General features: G+C 58.4%; 20 protein-coding genes. 9 read left to right on the top strand and 11 right to left on the bottom strand.

What is annotated here, in order from left to right:
* Positions 1-295 precede the first annotated feature (295 nt).
* A complete protein-coding gene (gene trxB, locus IEQ42_RS03720) occupies positions 296-1,258 on the top strand; it encodes a thioredoxin-disulfide reductase (protein WP_042557693.1) in 963 nt (320 codons plus the stop codon).
* A 185-nt stretch (positions 1,259-1,443) separates the two neighbouring features.
* On the opposite strand, the gene IEQ42_RS03715 is transcribed toward trxB, so the two are convergent.
* From IEQ42_RS03715 to IEQ42_RS03690, 6 genes are all read right to left on the bottom strand, one after another.
* Positions 1,444-1,782 carry a HopJ type III effector protein gene (locus IEQ42_RS03715; protein WP_047299789.1) on the bottom strand — a complete coding sequence of 113 codons (339 nt, stop codon included), beginning with the start codon at positions 1,780-1,782 and terminating at the stop codon, positions 1,444-1,446.
* Positions 1,775-2,071 carry a DUF1244 domain-containing protein gene (locus IEQ42_RS03710; RefSeq protein WP_042557694.1) on the bottom strand — a complete coding sequence of 99 codons (297 nt, stop codon included), beginning with the start codon at positions 2,069-2,071 and terminating at the stop codon, positions 1,775-1,777. The genes IEQ42_RS03715 and IEQ42_RS03710 overlap by 8 nt, the downstream gene beginning before the upstream one ends.
* Positions 2,072-2,167: 96 nt before the next feature.
* A complete protein-coding gene (gene folX, locus IEQ42_RS03705; RefSeq protein ID WP_016771653.1) occupies positions 2,168-2,539 on the bottom strand; it encodes a dihydroneopterin triphosphate 2'-epimerase in 372 nt (123 codons plus the stop codon).
* A complete protein-coding gene (folE, locus tag IEQ42_RS03700; protein ID WP_210702589.1) occupies positions 2,540-3,100 on the bottom strand; it encodes a GTP cyclohydrolase I FolE in 561 nt (186 codons plus the stop codon).
* A 22-nt stretch (positions 3,101-3,122) separates the two neighbouring features.
* Positions 3,123-3,833 carry a dihydromonapterin reductase gene (folM, locus tag IEQ42_RS03695; protein ID WP_210702588.1) on the bottom strand — a complete coding sequence of 237 codons (711 nt, stop codon included), beginning with the start codon at positions 3,831-3,833 and terminating at the stop codon, positions 3,123-3,125.
* A gap of 136 nt (positions 3,834-3,969) precedes the next feature.
* On the bottom strand, positions 3,970-4,545 hold the full coding sequence (locus tag IEQ42_RS03690) for an antibiotic biosynthesis monooxygenase (RefSeq protein ID WP_042557697.1): 576 nt from the start codon (positions 4,543-4,545) through the stop codon (positions 3,970-3,972).
* Between the two features lie 211 nt (positions 4,546-4,756).
* Between IEQ42_RS03690 and IEQ42_RS03685 the strand changes: the two genes are divergently transcribed.
* The gene (locus IEQ42_RS03685; protein WP_210702587.1) at positions 4,757-5,716 is read left to right on the top strand and encodes a MerR family transcriptional regulator; all 960 of its coding nucleotides are present in this window, start codon (positions 4,757-4,759) and stop codon (positions 5,714-5,716) included.
* 3 nt (positions 5,717-5,719) lie between these two features.
* On the opposite strand, the gene IEQ42_RS03680 is transcribed toward IEQ42_RS03685, so the two are convergent.
* Together IEQ42_RS03680 and IEQ42_RS03675 are read right to left on the bottom strand one after the other, a co-directional pair.
* A complete protein-coding gene (locus IEQ42_RS03680; protein WP_210702586.1) occupies positions 5,720-6,325 on the bottom strand; it encodes a hypothetical protein in 606 nt (201 codons plus the stop codon).
* A 72-nt stretch (positions 6,326-6,397) separates the two neighbouring features.
* Positions 6,398-6,856, bottom strand: a complete 459-nt coding sequence (locus IEQ42_RS03675) for a PAS domain-containing protein (RefSeq protein WP_210702585.1) — start codon at positions 6,854-6,856, stop codon at positions 6,398-6,400.
* Between the two features lie 154 nt (positions 6,857-7,010).
* Between IEQ42_RS03675 and IEQ42_RS03670 the strand changes: the two genes are divergently transcribed.
* Entirely contained in the window at positions 7,011-7,469 is a 459-nt protein-coding gene (locus IEQ42_RS03670; protein WP_042557701.1) for a flavodoxin, read from the top strand.
* Here the strand turns inward: IEQ42_RS03670 and IEQ42_RS03665 are convergent.
* Entirely contained in the window at positions 7,459-8,346 is an 888-nt protein-coding gene (locus IEQ42_RS03665) for a LysR family transcriptional regulator (protein WP_047299793.1), read from the bottom strand. The genes IEQ42_RS03670 and IEQ42_RS03665 overlap by 11 nt on opposite strands.
* A gap of 94 nt (positions 8,347-8,440) precedes the next feature.
* Here IEQ42_RS03665 and IEQ42_RS03660 point away from each other — a divergent pair, with 94 nt between their 5' ends.
* The 5 genes from IEQ42_RS03660 (at position 8,441) to IEQ42_RS03640 (ending at position 12,458) form a co-directional block, all read left to right on the top strand.
* Entirely contained in the window at positions 8,441-8,827 is a 387-nt protein-coding gene (locus IEQ42_RS03660) for a CidA/LrgA family protein (RefSeq protein ID WP_210702584.1), read from the top strand.
* On the top strand, positions 8,817-9,503 hold the full coding sequence (locus tag IEQ42_RS03655; RefSeq protein ID WP_200611115.1) for an LrgB family protein: 687 nt from the start codon (positions 8,817-8,819) through the stop codon (positions 9,501-9,503). Before IEQ42_RS03660 ends, IEQ42_RS03655 begins: the two co-directional genes overlap by 11 nt.
* 130 nt (positions 9,504-9,633) lie before the next feature.
* Complete coding sequence (locus IEQ42_RS03650) at positions 9,634-10,416, top strand: class II aldolase/adducin family protein (protein ID WP_210702583.1); 783 nt, start codon at positions 9,634-9,636, stop codon at positions 10,414-10,416.
* On the top strand, positions 10,416-11,318 hold the full coding sequence (locus tag IEQ42_RS03645) for an alpha/beta fold hydrolase (protein ID WP_210702582.1): 903 nt from the start codon (positions 10,416-10,418) through the stop codon (positions 11,316-11,318). The genes IEQ42_RS03650 and IEQ42_RS03645 overlap by 1 nt, the downstream gene beginning before the upstream one ends.
* Positions 11,319-11,546: 228 nt before the next feature.
* Positions 11,547-12,458 (top strand): SDR family oxidoreductase, encoded by a 912-nt coding sequence (locus IEQ42_RS03640; protein WP_210702581.1) that lies wholly within the window; start codon positions 11,547-11,549, stop codon positions 12,456-12,458.
* Between the two features lie 46 nt (positions 12,459-12,504).
* Here the strand turns inward: IEQ42_RS03640 and IEQ42_RS03635 are convergent, their stop codons facing one another.
* Both IEQ42_RS03635 and IEQ42_RS03630 read right to left on the bottom strand, forming a co-directional pair.
* On the bottom strand, positions 12,505-12,765 hold the full coding sequence (locus IEQ42_RS03635) for a hypothetical protein (RefSeq protein WP_150617164.1): 261 nt from the start codon (positions 12,763-12,765) through the stop codon (positions 12,505-12,507).
* Positions 12,762-15,080, bottom strand: a complete 2,319-nt coding sequence (locus IEQ42_RS03630) for an S-type pyocin domain-containing protein (RefSeq protein ID WP_210702580.1) — start codon at positions 15,078-15,080, stop codon at positions 12,762-12,764. The genes IEQ42_RS03635 and IEQ42_RS03630 overlap by 4 nt, the downstream gene beginning before the upstream one ends.
* A 720-nt stretch (positions 15,081-15,800) precedes the next feature.
* Here IEQ42_RS03630 and IEQ42_RS03625 point away from each other — a divergent pair.
* Complete coding sequence (locus IEQ42_RS03625) at positions 15,801-17,594, top strand: DUF1302 domain-containing protein (protein ID WP_210702579.1); 1,794 nt, start codon at positions 15,801-15,803, stop codon at positions 17,592-17,594.
* The last annotated feature ends 16 nt before the right edge of the window (positions 17,595-17,610 follow it).

Genomic DNA, 17,610 nt, shown 5'->3' with positions numbered 1-17,610 from the left:
AGGGAAAACGCGCCGACCTTACCGACTTTGCACCACGTCCGAAAGCGCGGCAGAGCGATCGACATTCACTGTAACAAAGACGTCCATCTCGTCAGTGTCTCGGCATAGAGACCACCTATGAGCTGGATTGTTAAACCGTATTTCCTTAATCTTGCCCCCCTCGATACGCTGCACCCAACTTTTTACAGGACTGTCGAGCTCATGCCTTCCCCAAGGTTATCCACAGTCCTTTTTTATTCCGCCGGCAGTCCGGCGTCCGCGCCAGCAGTATTGGCCGGTCAACAGGAGCAGATTCATGTCTGAAGTCCGTCATTCGCGAGTGATCATTCTCGGTTCCGGCCCTGCCGGTTACAGCGCTGCGGTGTATGCCGCGCGTGCCAACCTCAAGCCACTGCTGATCACCGGCATGCAGGCTGGCGGTCAACTGACCACCACCACCGAAGTCGACAACTGGCCGGGCGACGTCCACGGTCTGACCGGTCCGGTGCTGATGGAGCGCATGCGCGAGCACGCCGAGCGTTTTGAAACCGAGATCGTTTTCGATCACATCAATGCCGTCGACTTCGCTTCCAAGCCTTACAGCCTGACCGGCGACAGCGCGACTTACACCTGCGACGCCCTGATCATCGCCACCGGTGCCAGCGCTCGTTACCTGGGCCTGCCGTCGGAAGAAGCGTTCATGGGCAAAGGCGTTTCGGCCTGCGCGACCTGCGACGGTTTCTTCTACCGCAACAAACCGGTTGCAGTGGTTGGCGGCGGCAACACCGCTGTTGAAGAGGCCCTGTACCTGGCCAACATCGCCAGCACCGTGACCCTGATCCACCGTCGCGAAACCTTCCGCGCCGAGAAGATCCTGATCGACAAGCTCAACGCTCGCGTGGCTGAAGGCAAGATCATCCTCAAGCTCAACGCCACCCTCGACGAAGTGTTGGGCGACAACATGGGTGTGACCGGTGCACGTCTGAAGAACAATGACGGCAGCTTCGACGAAATCACCGTCGACGGCGTGTTCATCGCCATTGGCCACACTCCGAACACCTCGTTGTTCGAAGGCCAGTTGACCTTGAAAGACGGTTATCTGGTAGTGCAGGGCGGCCGCGACGGCAACGCCACTGCGACCAGCGTAGAAGGCATCTTCGCCGCCGGCGACGTGGCCGACCATGTTTACCGTCAGGCCATCACCTCGGCCGGCGCCGGTTGCATGGCGGCACTGGACACCGAGCGTTACCTGGACGGTCTGCAGAACGCTTCGTTCTAAATCGCAGACATAAAAAAACCGGCCGATTGGCCGGTTTTTTTGTGCTCGAGTTTCAGGTTCAACACAGTTCCTGTGTGGGAGCGAGCCTGCTCGCGAATGCGGTGCTTCAGTCGACATCAATGTCGAATGTCAGTCCGTATTCGCGAGCAGGCTCGCTCCCACAGGAATTGGGTTTGCAGCTGAAGTTAGCGGCGGGTCAGGGGCTGGGCGGTGAATTTCACGCCGGCCAGGCCATGCTGGATCAGTGCACGAATATTGCCGTGATCACTGCCCTCAGGCGTGGCCACTACCGAGCGGTAATGTTCGCCGAACGCCAGCAGCGCTTCTTCGTCACTCAAGCCTTCCAGCAGCGCCAGACCCAGGGTCTTGCACGAGCCTTCGTTCTGCCCGGCGGCGTTTTCCACGCCACCGTTGTTGAACGCCTGAGGCTGGTAGTCATAGCCCGCGGCGATGAAAGCCAAGGTGTCGGCGAAAGCGTGTTCGCCGCTCTTGAGGCTGGCGCGCAGGGTGTTCAGGTCACTCATGGGTTTTTCCTTTGGCGAACGCCGCTTGTTGCTCAGCGCTGGCTTCTTGCTGAAATTGGGCTTTCCACTCGGCGTACGGCATGCCGTAAACCACTTCGCGGGCGTCGTCGAGGCTGACCTCGATCTGGCGCTCGTCGGCTTCGGCCTTGTACCACTTCGACAGGCAGTTGCGGCAGAACCCGGCGAGGTTCATCAGGTCGATGTTTTGCACGTCCTTGCGGCTGTCTAGGTGCGCGACCAGTCGGCGGAAGGCGGCGGCTTCGAGTTCGAGGCGTTGTTGCTCGTTCATGGGAGTCTCTGCGAGACAGCTTCAAGCGACGAGCTTCAAGCTGCAAGATGGTTGGCGGTGATACGAAGTTTACAGCTTGGCGCTTGAAGCTTGAAGCTAGCGGCTCGCTGCAAGCGTGATTGACACCGACTCGGCAAATCGCAGCGCGTGCGGCTTGTCGACTTCGACTTCGGCGTAAAGCACCGATGCGTTGGTCATCACCAGATCGAGCAACTCCTGGGTCAGGCGCTCGAGCAGGGCAAAACGATTGCCCTCGACGTGGGCGATGATTGCCTTGGTGATGGTGCGGTAATTGAGCGCGTGGTCGATGTCATTGTCACGCACCGCTTCTTGCGCGGCGTACAGGATGGTCAGGTTGATCAGCACATCCTGCTTGTTAAGGATTTCGTCCTCGTTGATCCCGATAAAGGTGCGCAAGCGCAGATCCTTGACCCGGATACGCGCCATTCCCGGCTGAAGTTGTGGCATTTACTTGCTCCGTCCAATCAATTGCAGGAACTCCTGACGGGTGCTGCTCGAGTCGCGGAAGGCGCCGAGCATGACCGAGGTGTTCATGGTCGAATTCTGTTTTTCGACACCGCGCATCATCATGCACATGTGTCTGGCCTCGATGACCACCGCAACACCGGCGGCATCGGTAACCTGTTGCACCGCATCGGCAATTTGCCGGGTGAGGTTTTCCTGAATTTGCAGGCGTCTGGCGAACATGTCCACCAGTCGCGCGATCTTCGACAGCCCCAGCACTTTGCCAGTGGGAATATAAGCCACATGGGCCTTGCCGATGAAGGGCAGCAGGTGATGTTCGCATAATGAGTACAACTCGATGTCGGCGACGATGATCATCTCGTCGCTGTCAGAGGCAAACAGCGCGCCATTGACGATAGTGTCCACGCTCTGCTCGTAACCGTGACACAGGTATTGCATGGCCTTGGCCGCCCGAGCCGGCGTATCGAGCAATCCTTCACGGTCGGGATCTTCGCCGAGGCCAATGAGGATTTCACGGTAGTTCTCGGGCAGGGAGCGGGTCATCGAACATCCTCGCGGGACAGCGTTATTTGACGTGCCTTCCGCCATTGACGGTCAGGGTCGTGCCGGTGACGTAAGGGTTGTCGAGCAGGTAGCGCAGGCTCTGGTAGATCACTTCGCTGCCGGGTTCGATGCCCAGCGCGGATTTGGCCAAGGCCTTGGCGCGGTAGGCCGCGTCGTCGTCGGGATTGAACAATAGCAGGGCCGGCGCAATGCCGTTGACCTTGATCGCCGGCGCATAACGGGCGGCGAACGACAGGGTCAGGCTGTCGAGCCCGGCTTTGCTGGCGCAATAGGCGATGTGTTTGCTGCTGCCTTTGCGGGTGACATCGTCGCTGATGTGGATGATGTCGGCGGGTGTCGACTGCTTGAGCAGGTCGGCGCAGTGCAGGTTGATCAGATAGGGCGCGAGCATGTGGATGTTGACCATGCGGTTGAACGCTTCGGCTTCGCTGCCCGGAGTTTCCGCGACCCAGTCGGAGGCGTTATGCACGATCGCCCGCAGGCTGTCGGTGTGGGTGTGCAGTTCGGCGATGAACGCGAGGATGCCGGCTTCGCTGGAAAAGTCCGCGAATACCCCGATGGCGCCCAGATCACGCAGCGTTTGCACCCCGGGACGAGCGCTGCGGTAGGTGAAAATGATGCTGTAGCCGTCTTCGAGCAAACGCTGCGCGCAGTGCAGACCGACGCGTTGGCCGGCGCCAGTGATCAGGATCGGGGCGGAGTTTGTAGTCATGAACGGCTCGCGTCGCGGTGGGTGCAAAAACTATAACAGCGGCGCGCCTGAAAAGATCGCAGCCTTCGCCAGCTCCTGCACTGCGTCAATGTTGCAGCTGTGCAGCAGCACTCGAGTGCGACGAGGCTGCGATCTTTTAGCGGTTTTGCGCGGACGGCGTAACCGGCAACGGACGCGCTGGCGTGCTGTTCAACCAGTTCGCCAGCAACCGCGTCGACAACGGGATAAAGAAATAAACCATCAGCGGCGTCAGGCACGCCGTGCTGATCAACACTTTCGGCAAAAGGCTCATGTCAGCGAGCAACGGGCCCACGACAAAATTGAACAACAGCGACACCGGGAAGAATGCCAGCCAGATCGCAATCGCCTGTTTCCAGCGCGGCGGGCGCTGGCCGACTACGCTTGTACCGAACCAGCCTTCGATGCCACTGACACGATGCTCTTTGGGATGGGCAAACAGATCGCTGCCACGATCCAGCCAGGCGGTACGCGAGGCTGAATGCTCCCAGGCATGCAAAGTCTGTTCATCGACAAAACGGAATATAATCTGGAATTCGTTATCGCCAGGCGGCGGTGCGAGCACGCCGGAGCCCAGATAACCGGGGAAATCGGTGGCCAGTTGTTCGCCTTCTCGCAGCCAGGCGATCAGATCCTGATAGCGGCCATCGGCGACGCGACGCGCAACCATCAGCGTGACGGGGGAAGTAGACATTGTGTATCTCCGTATCTCGATTGCGTCACTCCGGGTAGGAGTTTCGCCTGACGCAAGGCCGGGGTGGAGGCCTGCGCTTTTCAGCAAGCAAGGATTATTCCTGATTTTTGTGTTCAAACCAGAGACTTTCGTCGCATTTCTGCACTTGAACGCAATCGGGGCATCGGGGTTAGAATGGGATCCAATTCACCAGCCCGGAAGTTGAGGCCAAATGCCTGTCATGACAGATGCGCACGCTGTTTCTCAGACATCTGTTGCGCTCCAGAGCGAGGAGCTGTTCCCTATCCGTGAAGTCGCACGGCTGACAGGGGTCAACCCTGTGACCCTGCGCGCTTGGGAACGTCGCTATGGCTTGATCCAGCCGGTGCGCACCGACAGTGGGCATCGGCTGTATTCGATGACCGAAATCGAGCGTGTTCGCAGCATCGTCGACTGGATTGATCGCGGTGTGGCGGTCAGCAAGATCGGCAAGATCCTCGCCAAGACCGAACCGCTGAAAGTCCTCGCGCACATCATTCCTGATGAACTGGTGCTAGCCGACTATCTGCAATGGCAGGTGCAACTCCAGCAAGCGATCAGCTCTTTCGATGATCAGCTACTGGACCAGGTCTATGGTCAGATCTTTTCTTCTTATGCGTTGCCCGTTGTGTTTCAAGACATCCTGATGCCGTTGTGGCTGCAATTGTTGCAGCGTCAGGATGGCTTCGGGCAGACCAGCGAATGGCTGTTCTTCGACGGGTTTCTTCGGGCGCGTGTGTTGCATCGGATCATCACCCTGCGTGGCTCGCAACCGCGACGGGTGATCGTCAGTGCACTGGCCGGGCAATGCCGGGAGCTTGAGTTGCTGGTGGCGGCGTTGTTTCTGAGTGGCAATGACTCGGGCGTTCGGGTGTTGACCACCGGCCAGCCGCTCGATGAGCTGACCCTCATTTGCGAAAAGACCAAACCTGACGCACTGGTGCTGTTTTCCAACCACGCCCCGAGTGCCGATTTGCCCCGGCGTCTGAATCGACTCGCCTTGAGTCTTGATTGTCAGCTGATGCTCGCCGGCGATGCGTCTGATCTGGTGCAAGAGAGCTTGGCCGGAACATCAGTGGCGTGCCTGGGTAATGAAGGGGCGAACATGCGTCTGCGCATGATGCAGTTTCTGGCAGGGAAGCTTGATACCTGAGAATCAGGTGTGCAGGGCAGGGTGTGTCAAACGATGTTGCTGCAGGATGAATTGTCGAAGACGCTCGGTTTCGTCGCTGTCTGTCTGGCTGAGCTCGTAGGCGTAGAAACCACTTTCGGTTTCGCGCTCGAAACTGCCGCGCAATGCGATCCGCTCATAACCCGAAGGGCTGAACCACAGCGCGAAGTGCTTGGGCGGTTTGGTCTTGTTGCGCACTTCCAGCAATACACCTTTATGTGAAACCTCGTGAACCCACAGCGTGCCCGCCTGGCCTTTGGCATTCTCCAGCGCCACCGGCTCTTCAAGTGTCAGCCGCCACGGACGAACCATCGGGCCATCTTCGTAGATGCTTGGCACACCGAGACGCAGGTGCAGCGCATGAAACTCGTCTTCCACTAGATGCAGCGGAAACGTCATTTGCTGGTTTTCGAAGTTGGCCTGAATAGTCACTTGCTCGTGAGCGGCCAGACGCGTGAGCAAATCACGGATCTGCGAACCGCCGTTAACCAGCAGGCTCGACGTCGCATCCCGCACATTGAGCTGCGGGTTGTGCTGCATGGTCTGGATAAAATCCAGCTCATCCTGGGTCAGGAGTGCGTCGCGTTGCATGGCTAACTCGAAAGGAATAGTTACAAAGTCATTGGTGATTGTAGTTAATGACAACCAGTTCGATGTTTTGTTTTAACCGTTTGTCGCTTTCAAGGCGGCGAGTTCTGCTTCCAGGGCAGCGACCTTGGCTTCAAGCTGCGCGACACGTTGCTGAGCCCTGACCTGAATCGTCACATCCTTTTGCACGCCGATGAAGTACGTCTGCCCGTCATCGGCATTTTCTACCGTTGAAAGCGACAATTCACTCCAGAACGGCGTTCCGTCCTTGCGGTAGTTGCGCAATATCTCCCGGCACGAGCCGTTGGTACGCAATGCTTCGCGGATGAGCTTCAGGCTCTCCTGGTCACGGTCTCCGGCCTGAAGAAAGCGGCAGTCCTGATAGAGGACTTCTTCGCTGGTGTAACCGGTCATGCGTTCGAAGGCCGGGTTGACGTAAATCAGGATGTTGTCCTGCTCGCCCTCTCTCTCCGCGACCGTAATCCCGTCGTTCGACGCGTTGATCATCATTTGCAGCAAACTGGCGCTGATCATCCCGTGATTCCCCTCAGAGCTGTCAGTGGCACGCATTCTAGAAGATCGGCGGTGCCTGTCCATAGGGCATCAGCGCTCATTGAGAGCGAATCGCAACTTCACGGCTGAGGCTGTTACTATCGCCGCTCTTTTTTTCAGCTTCAGGATCAGATTGATGAAAGTCGCCATCCTCTCCGGTTCGGTCTACGGCACCGCCGAAGAAGTCGCCCGCCACGCCCAGAACCTGCTGAAAGCCGCTGGCTTTGAAACCTTCTACAGCTCACGCGCCAGCCTGGCCGAGGTTCAGGCTTTCGCGCCTGAAGCGTTTCTCGCCGTGACCTCGACCACCGGCATGGGCGAGTTGCCGGACAACCTGCAACCGTTGTATTCGATGATCCGCGATCAATTGCCGGCCGCCTGGCGTGGTTTGCCCGGTGCGGTGATTGCGTTGGGCGATGCGAGTTACGGCGACACCTTCTGCGGTGGCGGTGAGCAAATGCGCGAACTGTTTTTCAGCGAGCTCGGCCTGCGTGAAGTGCAAGACATGCTGCGCCTCGATGCCAGCGAAAGCGTCACCCCGGAAACCGACGCCGAGCCGTGGCTGGCGGATCTGATCGGCGCGCTCAAGGGCTGATCGCCCGCTCGCGCAGCAGCGCCAGCCAGGCTTGCGCGGCCTTCGACAGATAGGCGCCGTGGCGCCAGATGAAAGCGATGTCCCAGCGCAAATAATCCGGCGCTCGCAAGGCCAGGCGTACGACGCCTGGTCGCACCAGACCGCGCGCCACGACGCTGGGCAACAGGACCACGCCTTGCCCGGCGGCGACCAGCGCCGCGAGAAAATCCGCCTGACCACTGCGCCCGCCTTCCTTGGGCGTAAAGCCCATTTGCTGACACGCCTGGAGCAAGCGGTCATTGAGCACGAAGCTGCGTTGATAGAGCAGGAACGGCGTGTCGGCCAACTCCTCCAGCCCGATCTCGCCCCGATTCGCCAGTGGATGATCCACTGGTAGCAGGGCGTCGAGTTTTTCGTCGCAAAACGGCTGACAGTCGAACTGCGCATCCTTCGGCATCAGGCTGCCGCCCAACTCCAGTTCGCCACTCAACACCGCTTGCTCGATGTTGCGACTGCCGCCCTCAAGCAACTGAATGCTGATGTTCGGATAGCGCCGTCGGTATTCGGCGAATGCTCCGGCGAACAGCGCATCACTGCCCAGCAACGGCAAACCGAGGCGCAGTTCCCCACGCGCCAGCTGACTCAGGTCATCCAGTTCACTGAGCAACTCATTACGCAGGCGCAGCATGCCTTCGGCGCGTTGCAATACCACGCTGCCGGCGGCCGTCAGGCGCAGTTGTGAGCCAAGGCGCTCAAGCAGTGGCGTGCCAATGCTTTGCTCCAGTTGTGCGACCTGTTTGCTCACGGCCGACTGGCTGATGTGCAAGGTTTTTGCGGCCTGAGTGAAACCGCCCTGATGCATGACTTCGACAAAACTGCGCAGCTGTTTGAATTCCATAAGCGGATTCCATTTTGGAATGGTCGTGAGTCTAACAATTCGCTTTAGGGATGGTAGAGCGCTTCGTAAAATGAGCCTCTGTAAGGAGCTGATCATGAACGCCGCTACCCTCAAGTACCTTTCCCGCCTGGTGACCGAACTCGCCGTGCTGCTCGGTCTTTACCTGCTCGGCTGTCAACTGGCGGCATGGTTGGCCTGGCCCGTTCCCGGGGGTGTGATCGGCATGGTGCTGTTGCTGCTCGCTTTCGCGTTCGGTTGGGTCAAACCGGCGGCATTGCAATTGGGCGCTGGCTTGCTGATGGCCGAGATGCTGCTGTTTTTCATTCCTGCGCTGATGAGTCTGCTTGATTACGGCACTTTGCTGCGCAATGACGGCTGGCGGATCCTGCTGGTCATTGCTGCCAGCACGTTGATGGTGATGTTGGTGACCGCGTTCACCGTGGAATTGGCCGTGCGCATGAGGCATTCCCATGAAACTTGAACTGATGCCGATGTTCTGGCTGGCCTTCACGCTGTTGGCTTACCTGTTCAGCCGCTGGATTTATCGCCGCACCGGGCGTTATCTGTTGTCGCCGCTGATTCTGGTGCCGGCGCTGCTGCTGGCGCTCGCCGTGCCGCTGCACACCGCTTACGCCGAGTACTCGAGCAACACCCACTGGCTGATGCTGGTGCTCGGGCCTGTTACCGTCGCCTTCGCCGTGCCGATCTGGCAGCAGCGGCGCCTGTTGATGCGGCACTGGTCGGCGTTGCTGCTGGGCATGCTGGCCGGCAGTGCTGCGTCGATCGCGACCTCGTTCGGCCTGGCCAAAGCGCTGGCGCTCGACAGTTCGGTGACGATGTCACTGGTGCCGCGCTCGATTACCACGCCGTTTGCCATGCCTATGGCCCAGGATCTGGGGGGCGTGCCGGAACTGACCGCAGTGTTCGTGATGTTCACTGGCGTGTTTGGCGCGATGCTCGGTGGCGTGTTGCTGAAGTGGCTGCCGTTGCGCAGTGCCTTGGCGCGCGGCGCGCTGTTTGGTGTCGGTGCGCACGGCGCCGGTGTCAGCCGGGCCCATGAAGTGGGCGGCGAAGAAGGCTCCGTGGCGGGGCTGGTGATGGTCTTGACCGGCTTGCTCAATCTGTTCGCCGCACCTTTGTTGGCGTCGTTGCTTTGACATGGATCCAAGGAGTTTGCATGGCTGACCCGTTCAGTCATCAAGCTGGCTGGCAATGCAACTACGCGATCGACTGCGCCGACTAGACTGCTGACACGAGCAGAACAATAAGAACGCAGAGGTGCACACAGTGAGCGTAGCCCCCGTCCAGTCGTCCCTTGATGTCAAAGAGCAGGTCAGCGCCGCCGAGTGGCAGACCCGCGTCGATCTCGCCGCTTGCTATCGTCTGGTCGCTTCGCATGGCTGGGACGATCTGATCTTCACGCACATTTCTGCCAAGGTGCCGGGCACCGAAGATTTTCTGATCAATCCGTTCGGCCTGATGTTCCACGAAATCACCGCGTCGAGCCTGGTGAAAGTCGATCAGGCCGGCAACAAACTCATGGACAGCCCATACGAAATCAATCCGGCCGGCTACACCATCCACAGCGCCGTGCATGAAGTTCGGCACGATGTGGTTTGCGTGCTGCATACACACACCGCTTCGGGCGTGGCGGTGTCGGCGCAAAGGCAAGGCGTGTTGCCGATCAGCCAGCAGTCGCTGTTCGTGCTGTCGAGCCTGGCGTATCACGGCTATGAGGGCGTGGCGCTGAACCACGAAGAGAAGGCGCGCTTGCAGGCCGACCTCGGCGAGAACAATTTCCTCATGCTGCATAACCACGGTCTGCTGACCTGTGGCGGCACCATCGCCGATACCTTCCTGATGATGTTCACCTTCCAGCGCGCCTGCGACATCCAGGTGATGGCCCAAACCGGCGGCGCTGAACTGATCGCCATCGAACCGCAGATTCTGGCAGGCGCCAAGGCGATGATTGCCGGCGTGACCAAAAGTGCTCAAGGCATGGGTGGCGCGCTGGCCTGGCCGGCGCTGCTGCGCAAACTCGATAAACAAGACCCCGGATATAAACTCTAATGCCTCTTGCCGAGATTCCACTGTGTGTCTGGCGTAAACGCAGCCAGACGTTTGTCTTTCGGGGCCAGTCGATCCGCTACTGGACGACGGGGCAGGGTGAGCCGCTGCTGCTGATCCATGGCTTCCCGACCGCCAGTTGGGATTGGCATTACCTGTGGCAACCACTGGCCCAGCGTTATCGGGTGATCGCTTGCGACATGCTGGGTTTCGGCGATTCGGCCAAACCGGCCAATCACCGCTACAGCCTGCTTGAGCAGGCCGATCTGCAACAGGCGTTGCTCGCGCATTTGCAGGTCGAGCAGCCTGTTCACATCCTCGCTCACGATTATGGCGACAGCGTCGCGCAGGAGCTGCTAGCCCGGCACTACGAAGACAAGATCGAAGTCGCCAGTTGCGTGTTCCTCAACGGCGGTCTGTTTCCGGAAACCCATCGTCCGGTACTGATGCAAAAGCTGTTGCTCAGCCCGTTGGGCTGGATGATCGGCCGTGCCTTTACCCGCGATGCACTGGTGAAAAGCTTTCGCCAGATTTTCGGTCCGCAGACCGGGCCGACCGAGAGCGAACTGGACGATTTCTGGAGCCTGGTCGACAGCAATCACGGCCCGCGCATCATGCACAAGCTGATTAACTACATCCCCGAACGGCGAGTGCAGCGTGATCGTTGGGTGGCGGCGATGCAGCGCGGCGAAGTGCCGATGCGGGTGATCGATGGTGAAGTCGATCCGATCTCGGGTGCGCACATGGTCGAGCGCTACCGGGAGTTGATACCGGATGCCGACACCGTGCTGTTGCCGAATATTGGCCACTATCCGCAGATCGAAGCGCCGGTACAGGTGCTCAAGCACTACCTGGCGTTTCGTGACCGTTTTGCGCTGCCGCCGCGCAAAGTGGCGTGCTCCTGACAGATCAAAAGATCGTCCGAACGCGGCCCGAACATTCGGCAGCTCCTACACCCATACCATGTAGGAGCTGCCGCAGGTTCGGGCTGCGATCTTTTGATCTTTTGATTGCGCTGCACATCATCCCCCAGCCTTATCGCGCACCATTCAGCCCCAGCCGTGTTCGTTGTGACCGAAAGCCCGGTGCCTGACACTCGGGGTCACTGTCCTTGGCCTGCTGGAGTTGCCGCGATGAATGAGTCTGTGCGTTTCGAAGATAAAGTCGTGATTGTCACCGGAGCCGGTGGCGGCCTCGGACGGGCGCACGCTTTGCTGTTCGCCAAACAGGACGCCAAGGTGCTGGTCAACGACCTCGGCGGCTCGACTCAGGGCGAAGGTGCCAACGCTTCCGCCGCCGACCGCGTGGTCGCTGAAATTCGCGAAGCCGGCGGCATCGCCGAAGCCAACCACGACTCGGTCACCGACGGCGACAAACTGGTGCAGAACGCGCTGGATGTTTTCGGTCGCGTCGACGTCGTGGTCAACAACGCCGGGATCCTGCGCGACAAGACCTTCCACAAAATGGACGACGCCGATTGGGATCTGGTCTACCGCGTGCACGTCGAAGGCGCCTACAAAGTCACCCGCGCCGCGTGGCCGCACTTGCGCGAGCAAAACTACGGCCGGGTGATCTTCACCGCCTCGACCTCCGGCATCTACGGCAACTTCGGCCAGTCCAACTACGGCATGGCGAAACTCGGCCTCTACGGCCTGACCCGCACCTTGGCCATCGAGGGCCGCAAGAACAACATTCTGGTCAACGCCATCGCGCCAACCGGCGGCACGCGCATGACCGAAGGACTGATTCCGCCGCAAGTGTTCGAGCAACTGAAACCGGAACTGGTCAGCCCGTTGGTGGTGTACCTGGCCAGTGAGCAGTGCCAGGAGACTTCCGGGTTGTTCGAAGTCGGCGGTGGCTGGATGGGCAAGGTGCGTTGGGAGCGCAGCCTGGGCGCCGGGTTCGACCCGCGCGAAGGATTCTCGCCGGAAGATGTCGCAGCACATTGGCAGCAGATTTGTGATTTCGAAGGGGCGGCGCATCCGAAGGACAATATTGAAGCGCTGAAGGAAATGATGGCGAATTTGCAGAAGTATTCGCTCTGAAAGTGTACGGAGCCGCCAAGACGTTCGCGCTTGGTGGCTCCCGATTTCAAACGTATCTTCTTTCTGTCATATAAGCGGGCGGGGCCCAGTTAGGCCCTTTTACTGCGAGCCCATTTTCCCCGTTTGCCAGCACGCCGGCATTGATCAGCCGCGTATAGGCGTTTTCAAGCGCACCATATTCTTTGAGAAGTTCGCGATTGTGGATTCTTATCATCATGTCCAGATGCGGTGTTGCTTTAATTAAAGCAAACACGGTGACGATATCATCCAAGGATTCATTTTTAACAATCATCTCGACGGTGCTCATTGCCACATCTCCTTCAACAGTTTTTGATAATTACGCTCTCCCTGCTCGAGTGCAGCATTTAGTGCTTCGGGGGTATAAAGAAGAGTTGGGTCATCTTTTAGCTGGAAATCCTCCAAAGTCGCAGTGTGAACGTTATTCCAGATCGGAGAACCGATATCTGGTCTCTCGGTATCACCAAAGCCTAAAGCTTTAAATCGTTCGAACTCTCTTATTTCATGAGTGTAGAAACGTTTGTCAGTGTCAGTGGCTTCAAGTTCTCCACGAGCAATACGCTCCAGCCGATCAAGCATTATTTCATTGGCGTCTGATTGCAGAAATTTCGAAATGTGTAATTTCACGATAATTGTTCCCTCCGCTGAAATGGTTTCCGGTACCCACTGCAAATCTAAAATTTCCCCCCCGATTTGGTCAGGGTTGAAATCACGGCCACTGTATTTACCCTTGACGGTTGCCCCCGCATAAGGACAGCTAAACACCACATAAAGCGGCGCAATCCCCGAGTCATCCGGAAACACAATGATGAATCGTTCCCAGCCCTCGACCAGAATAGGATGCAGATCCAGACGCCCTTCAACCGGGACAATCGGTGCGCCGGAATATGCGGTCGACTCGGTTTCGACCATTGGCGATTCGGTCGAGCTGTTACCCGGAGAGATGGCGGGTGTCCAGGTCAGGAAGTCGGTTGGCGAATCCGGGAGCGCGGCCTCGTAAACATCATTCAGCAAGTCGTAAGCCGCATTCAGAACCAGCACGCTCGAGCGAATATGAAAGTCATCGGTCGAGGCGACGAATACTTCCGCGCCAGCGCCGAGTGGCCGGACGCCCAACCCTACCGGCATCTCCAGCGTGCCTTGTCGGTCGGCTATATCGCGCAGTGTCTGCGCAGACTCCGACGACAACTCGGAAAATGGAACGCTCATGGCAAACCGCTCGCCGTTTCCCAGGCGTGACGGCATCAATAAAGCCGCGAAACCTATCAACACCGGGCTGCCGAACAGCGCGGCGCCAGATGCTTTCACGGTCAGTAAACCTGAGCGCAGTGCATTGAGAATTGCGGAAGACGTCGCCGGTGGAAGACGTATGGCTGTCGAAGCAAAGGAGAAATGCGGGCTGGTTGAAGCCACCACTCCTGACGCAGCATAAACACGTTGAATCTCTGGCGAATGGTGCCCCAGATTTTGAGCGTCAGCCTCAGTCGTAAAGTCCGGTTCAATGTCGTGCAGCCCTGATTCATTTCCCAATTGCTGCTGGTTCTCTAATGTCGCCAGATGAGCTTGGCGTTTGGCTAAGGCGGTCGCGGTATCAAGGACTTTGTGGCGAAGTTCCATGCTCTTTTTATCTGCTTGAACCTGCTTTTGTATCGCCTCAATGCGCAGTTCCATTTCCGCTTGAAGGCGAGCCTGCTCAGCGGCGAACACCCGTGCGGCTGTTTCAGCGTTGGCTTGTGCTTCAGCCAATGCGATCCTCAATTGCGCAATCCGCTCTCTTTCCCGAGCTTCAGCATCGGCATTGATCCGCGCCACTTCAGCGGCCAGGCGAGCCTGTTCAACATCCCGGCGTTGTTTCTCTGCGAGTGCGGCCAGCCTTGCCTGTTCCCGAGCGCGGGCTTGCTCTTGCTCTCGGTGTACTGCTTCGGCAAGTTCTCTCTGCCGTTGTTGTTCGGCTGCGATCCGCGCATGTTCTGCAGCCAATCGCTGGGCTTCTTGCGCAGCGGCAGCCGCTTGCGCCTGATCATTGGCCAGCACGGCGGACAGCCAGTTCTGCACATTGATTTGCTGTTGATTGAGAAGCTGGACAGTCTGATTTAGCAGCCTCGCTTCATGGGCCGCCCGATAGGACTGACTCCATAGCTCTCGCACGGGCGGGCCTGTGCGGTTCGTTCGCCGGATAGCCGAGGCCTGATTCAGAAAATCATTGAAGTTTTTACCCAGCGGATCACTTCCAAAAAAACGATTGGCAATATTGATCTGCTCGTGAAGTTGAGCGGACTTGCGTTGAATGAGGGTATTTCTTACATCCAGTTCGCGGACTATGGCTGCCGCGGGTGGTAGTGGACTGGTTGACCGTTCCAGCCGTGTTGCAGCGAGTTCATTCTCAATGGATTGAGGCAATGAGATGGACTTCGCGCTGAACTCCTGTTCCAGAGCGACTTGAGTTTCGTACATTAGTTCGCGGGTTTTATGGTTGGCGCCTGCCGGCCCAAACATGCCGCTATAGGAATAGCCCTGATTGCTTTCCTTGAAAGGGTCGTAATGATCAGGGGCGGGTGCATTAATATGTGTTGCATCAAGTATCAAGGGTGGAGGCCTTTGCATATTCATGTCCTTTTGAATTACGTGGCAGCTCGCTGGAAAGTAGGCGCGGGCGATAGTGACTTCCGTGTCACCGGCGAATATTTGAGGTGTTTCAAGTTACATCAGAATTGCTGTTGCAAAATCCGAGAAGCTCGTAAGTAACAAGGCGTTGTTTTGAGAGGTTTTTCGCAGACTAATAACGAAGTGAGGAGGATTCTTCTGCGCAGCAGGAAAGGTCCGACGCTTTTCTCGGAATATTTTTACAGTTCGTAGGGATGCCTTTTTCAACAGCCATAAAAAAGGCCGCTGCAAACGCAGCGGCCAAGGTAAGACGTTGGATCAAGGAGCTACAAATCAACGTCAGTGAACACCGGGGCGATAAACCGAATCATCGATTCATCTGAAATCTGTCAACAGTGGCCTGAATTGCTCAGTAGCCAAGGCTGGGGGCTTTCGGCGCATGCCGTGAAAGCCCGCTCAGAATACGGTTTCAGCCCTGTAGGAAAAATACCGATTCCAGACATGCACTGTTACGGGGCATGCAACAGTCTGCAAAGGCTGATGTGCACCATGCGCGGCACTGATGATCCTCTATCCAGCCGATCCATGGTCGATGCAAAGCCGCGTATTGCATGGGCGTTCATCCTTTCGAGCGACAGCGCGAATACCTCCTTGGTGCGCTTATCGACCCGGTCACGCGGCAGTAGGGTGAGGCCTTCTGTCACTCACCGGGGAAGACGCATGACAACAAAAACAATGCGCGCCATCTTCACACCGCAGGCGCTGGCAGCCGCGGTGGCTTTGGGTTGCTGCGCCCAAGCGCACGCGGTCGCTTTTAATATCGGAGAAATCGAAGGCACGTTCGATTCGTCGTTGTCGGTCGGTGCGAGTTGGGGCATGCGCGATGCCGACAAGTCGCTGGTCGGTACGGTCAACGGTGGGACCGGGCAATCCTCGACCGGTGATGACGGGCGTTTGAACTTCAAGAAGGGCGAGACCTTCTCGAAAATCGTCAAAGGCATTCACGACCTCGAACTCAAGTACGGTGATACCGGTGTGTTCGTGCGTGGCAAATATTGGTACGACTTCGAGCTCAAGGACGAAGACCGCGAGTTCAAGCAGATCAGCGACAGTGGCCGCAAGGAAGGCGCCAAGTCGTCCGGCGCGCAGATTCTCGATGCGTTCGTCTATCACAACTATTCCATCGGCGATCTGCCGGGCACCGTGCGCGCCGGTAAACAAGTGGTCAGTTGGGGCGAAAGTACTTTCATCGGCAACTCCATCAACAGCATCAACCCGATCGACGTGTCGGCATTCCGTCGCCCCGGTGCGGAGATCAAGGAAGGCTTGATTCCGGTGAACATGTTGTTCGGCTCTCAGGGCTTGACTGACCAGTTGAGCATCGAAGGCTTCTATCAACTGGAGTGGGACCAGACCGTTGTCGACAATTGCGGGACGTTCTTCGGCGTCGACGTGGTGGCGGACGGCTGCACCAGCGGCTATACCGTCGGCAACCCGGCCATTGCGCCGTTGGTGCCGTTGACTACCGCGTTTGGCCAGGGCATTCAGGTCACCCGCGAAGGCGTGGTCATCCCGCGTGGCGGCGACCGCGATGCGCGGGATTCCGGGCAGTGGGGCACGGCGTTGCGCTGGCTCGGCGACGACACCGAGTACGGCCTCTATTTCATGAACTACCACAGCCGCACGCCAACAGTCGGCACCACCACCGCAGGCCTGTCGACGCTCGCGGCATTGCCGGGCATGGTCGGCATCGCCAACCAGTTGACACCCGGCAGCGGTTCGGGCCTGGCGCAAAGTGTGATGCTCGGGCGCGGTGGCTACTACCTCGAATACCCGGAAGACATTCGCCTGTACGGCGCGAGTTTCTCTACCACGCTGTCCACCGGCACCGCATGGACCGGCGAGATCAGCTACCGGCCGAACGCTCCGGTGCAAGTCAGCACCAATGACCTGACGCTGGCATTGCTCAACCCGATCGCCGGCGGCGCAGCTTCGCCGATCACCACCTCGCCGGGTTCGGACAACACAGGATATCGTCGCAAGGAAGTGACGCAGATCCAAAGCACCCTGACGCACTTCTTCGACCAAGTGCTGGGCGCCCAACGCCTGACCCTGGTCGGTGAAGCGGCGGTGGTGCGGGTCGGTGGTCTGGAGTCGCGCAGCAAGCTGCGTTATGGCCGCGATTCGGTGTACGGCCAGTACGGGTTTGGTGGCGACACGGACGGCTTCGTCACCTCGACTTCGTGGGGCTACCGTGGCCGCGCCATCCTCGATTACGCCAACGTGATTGGCGGGATCAACCTCAAACCCAACCTGTCGTGGTCGCACGACGTCGCCGGTTATGGCCCCAACGGCCTGTTCAACGAAGGCGCCAAAGCGATCAGCGTCGGCGTCGATGCCGACTACCGCAACACCTACACCGCGAGCCTCAGCTACACCGACTTTTTCGGTGGCGACTACAACGTCCTCGAAGACCGTGACTTCGTCGCTCTGAGCTTCGGTGTGAACTTCTGATCTGCCCGAGAAGGAT

The sequence above is a fragment of the Pseudomonas iridis genome (genome assembly GCF_017980685.1).
GTDB lineage: Bacteria > Pseudomonadota > Gammaproteobacteria > Pseudomonadales > Pseudomonadaceae > Aquipseudomonas > Aquipseudomonas iridis.
This window is presented reverse-complemented; position numbering and strand designations above follow the sequence as displayed.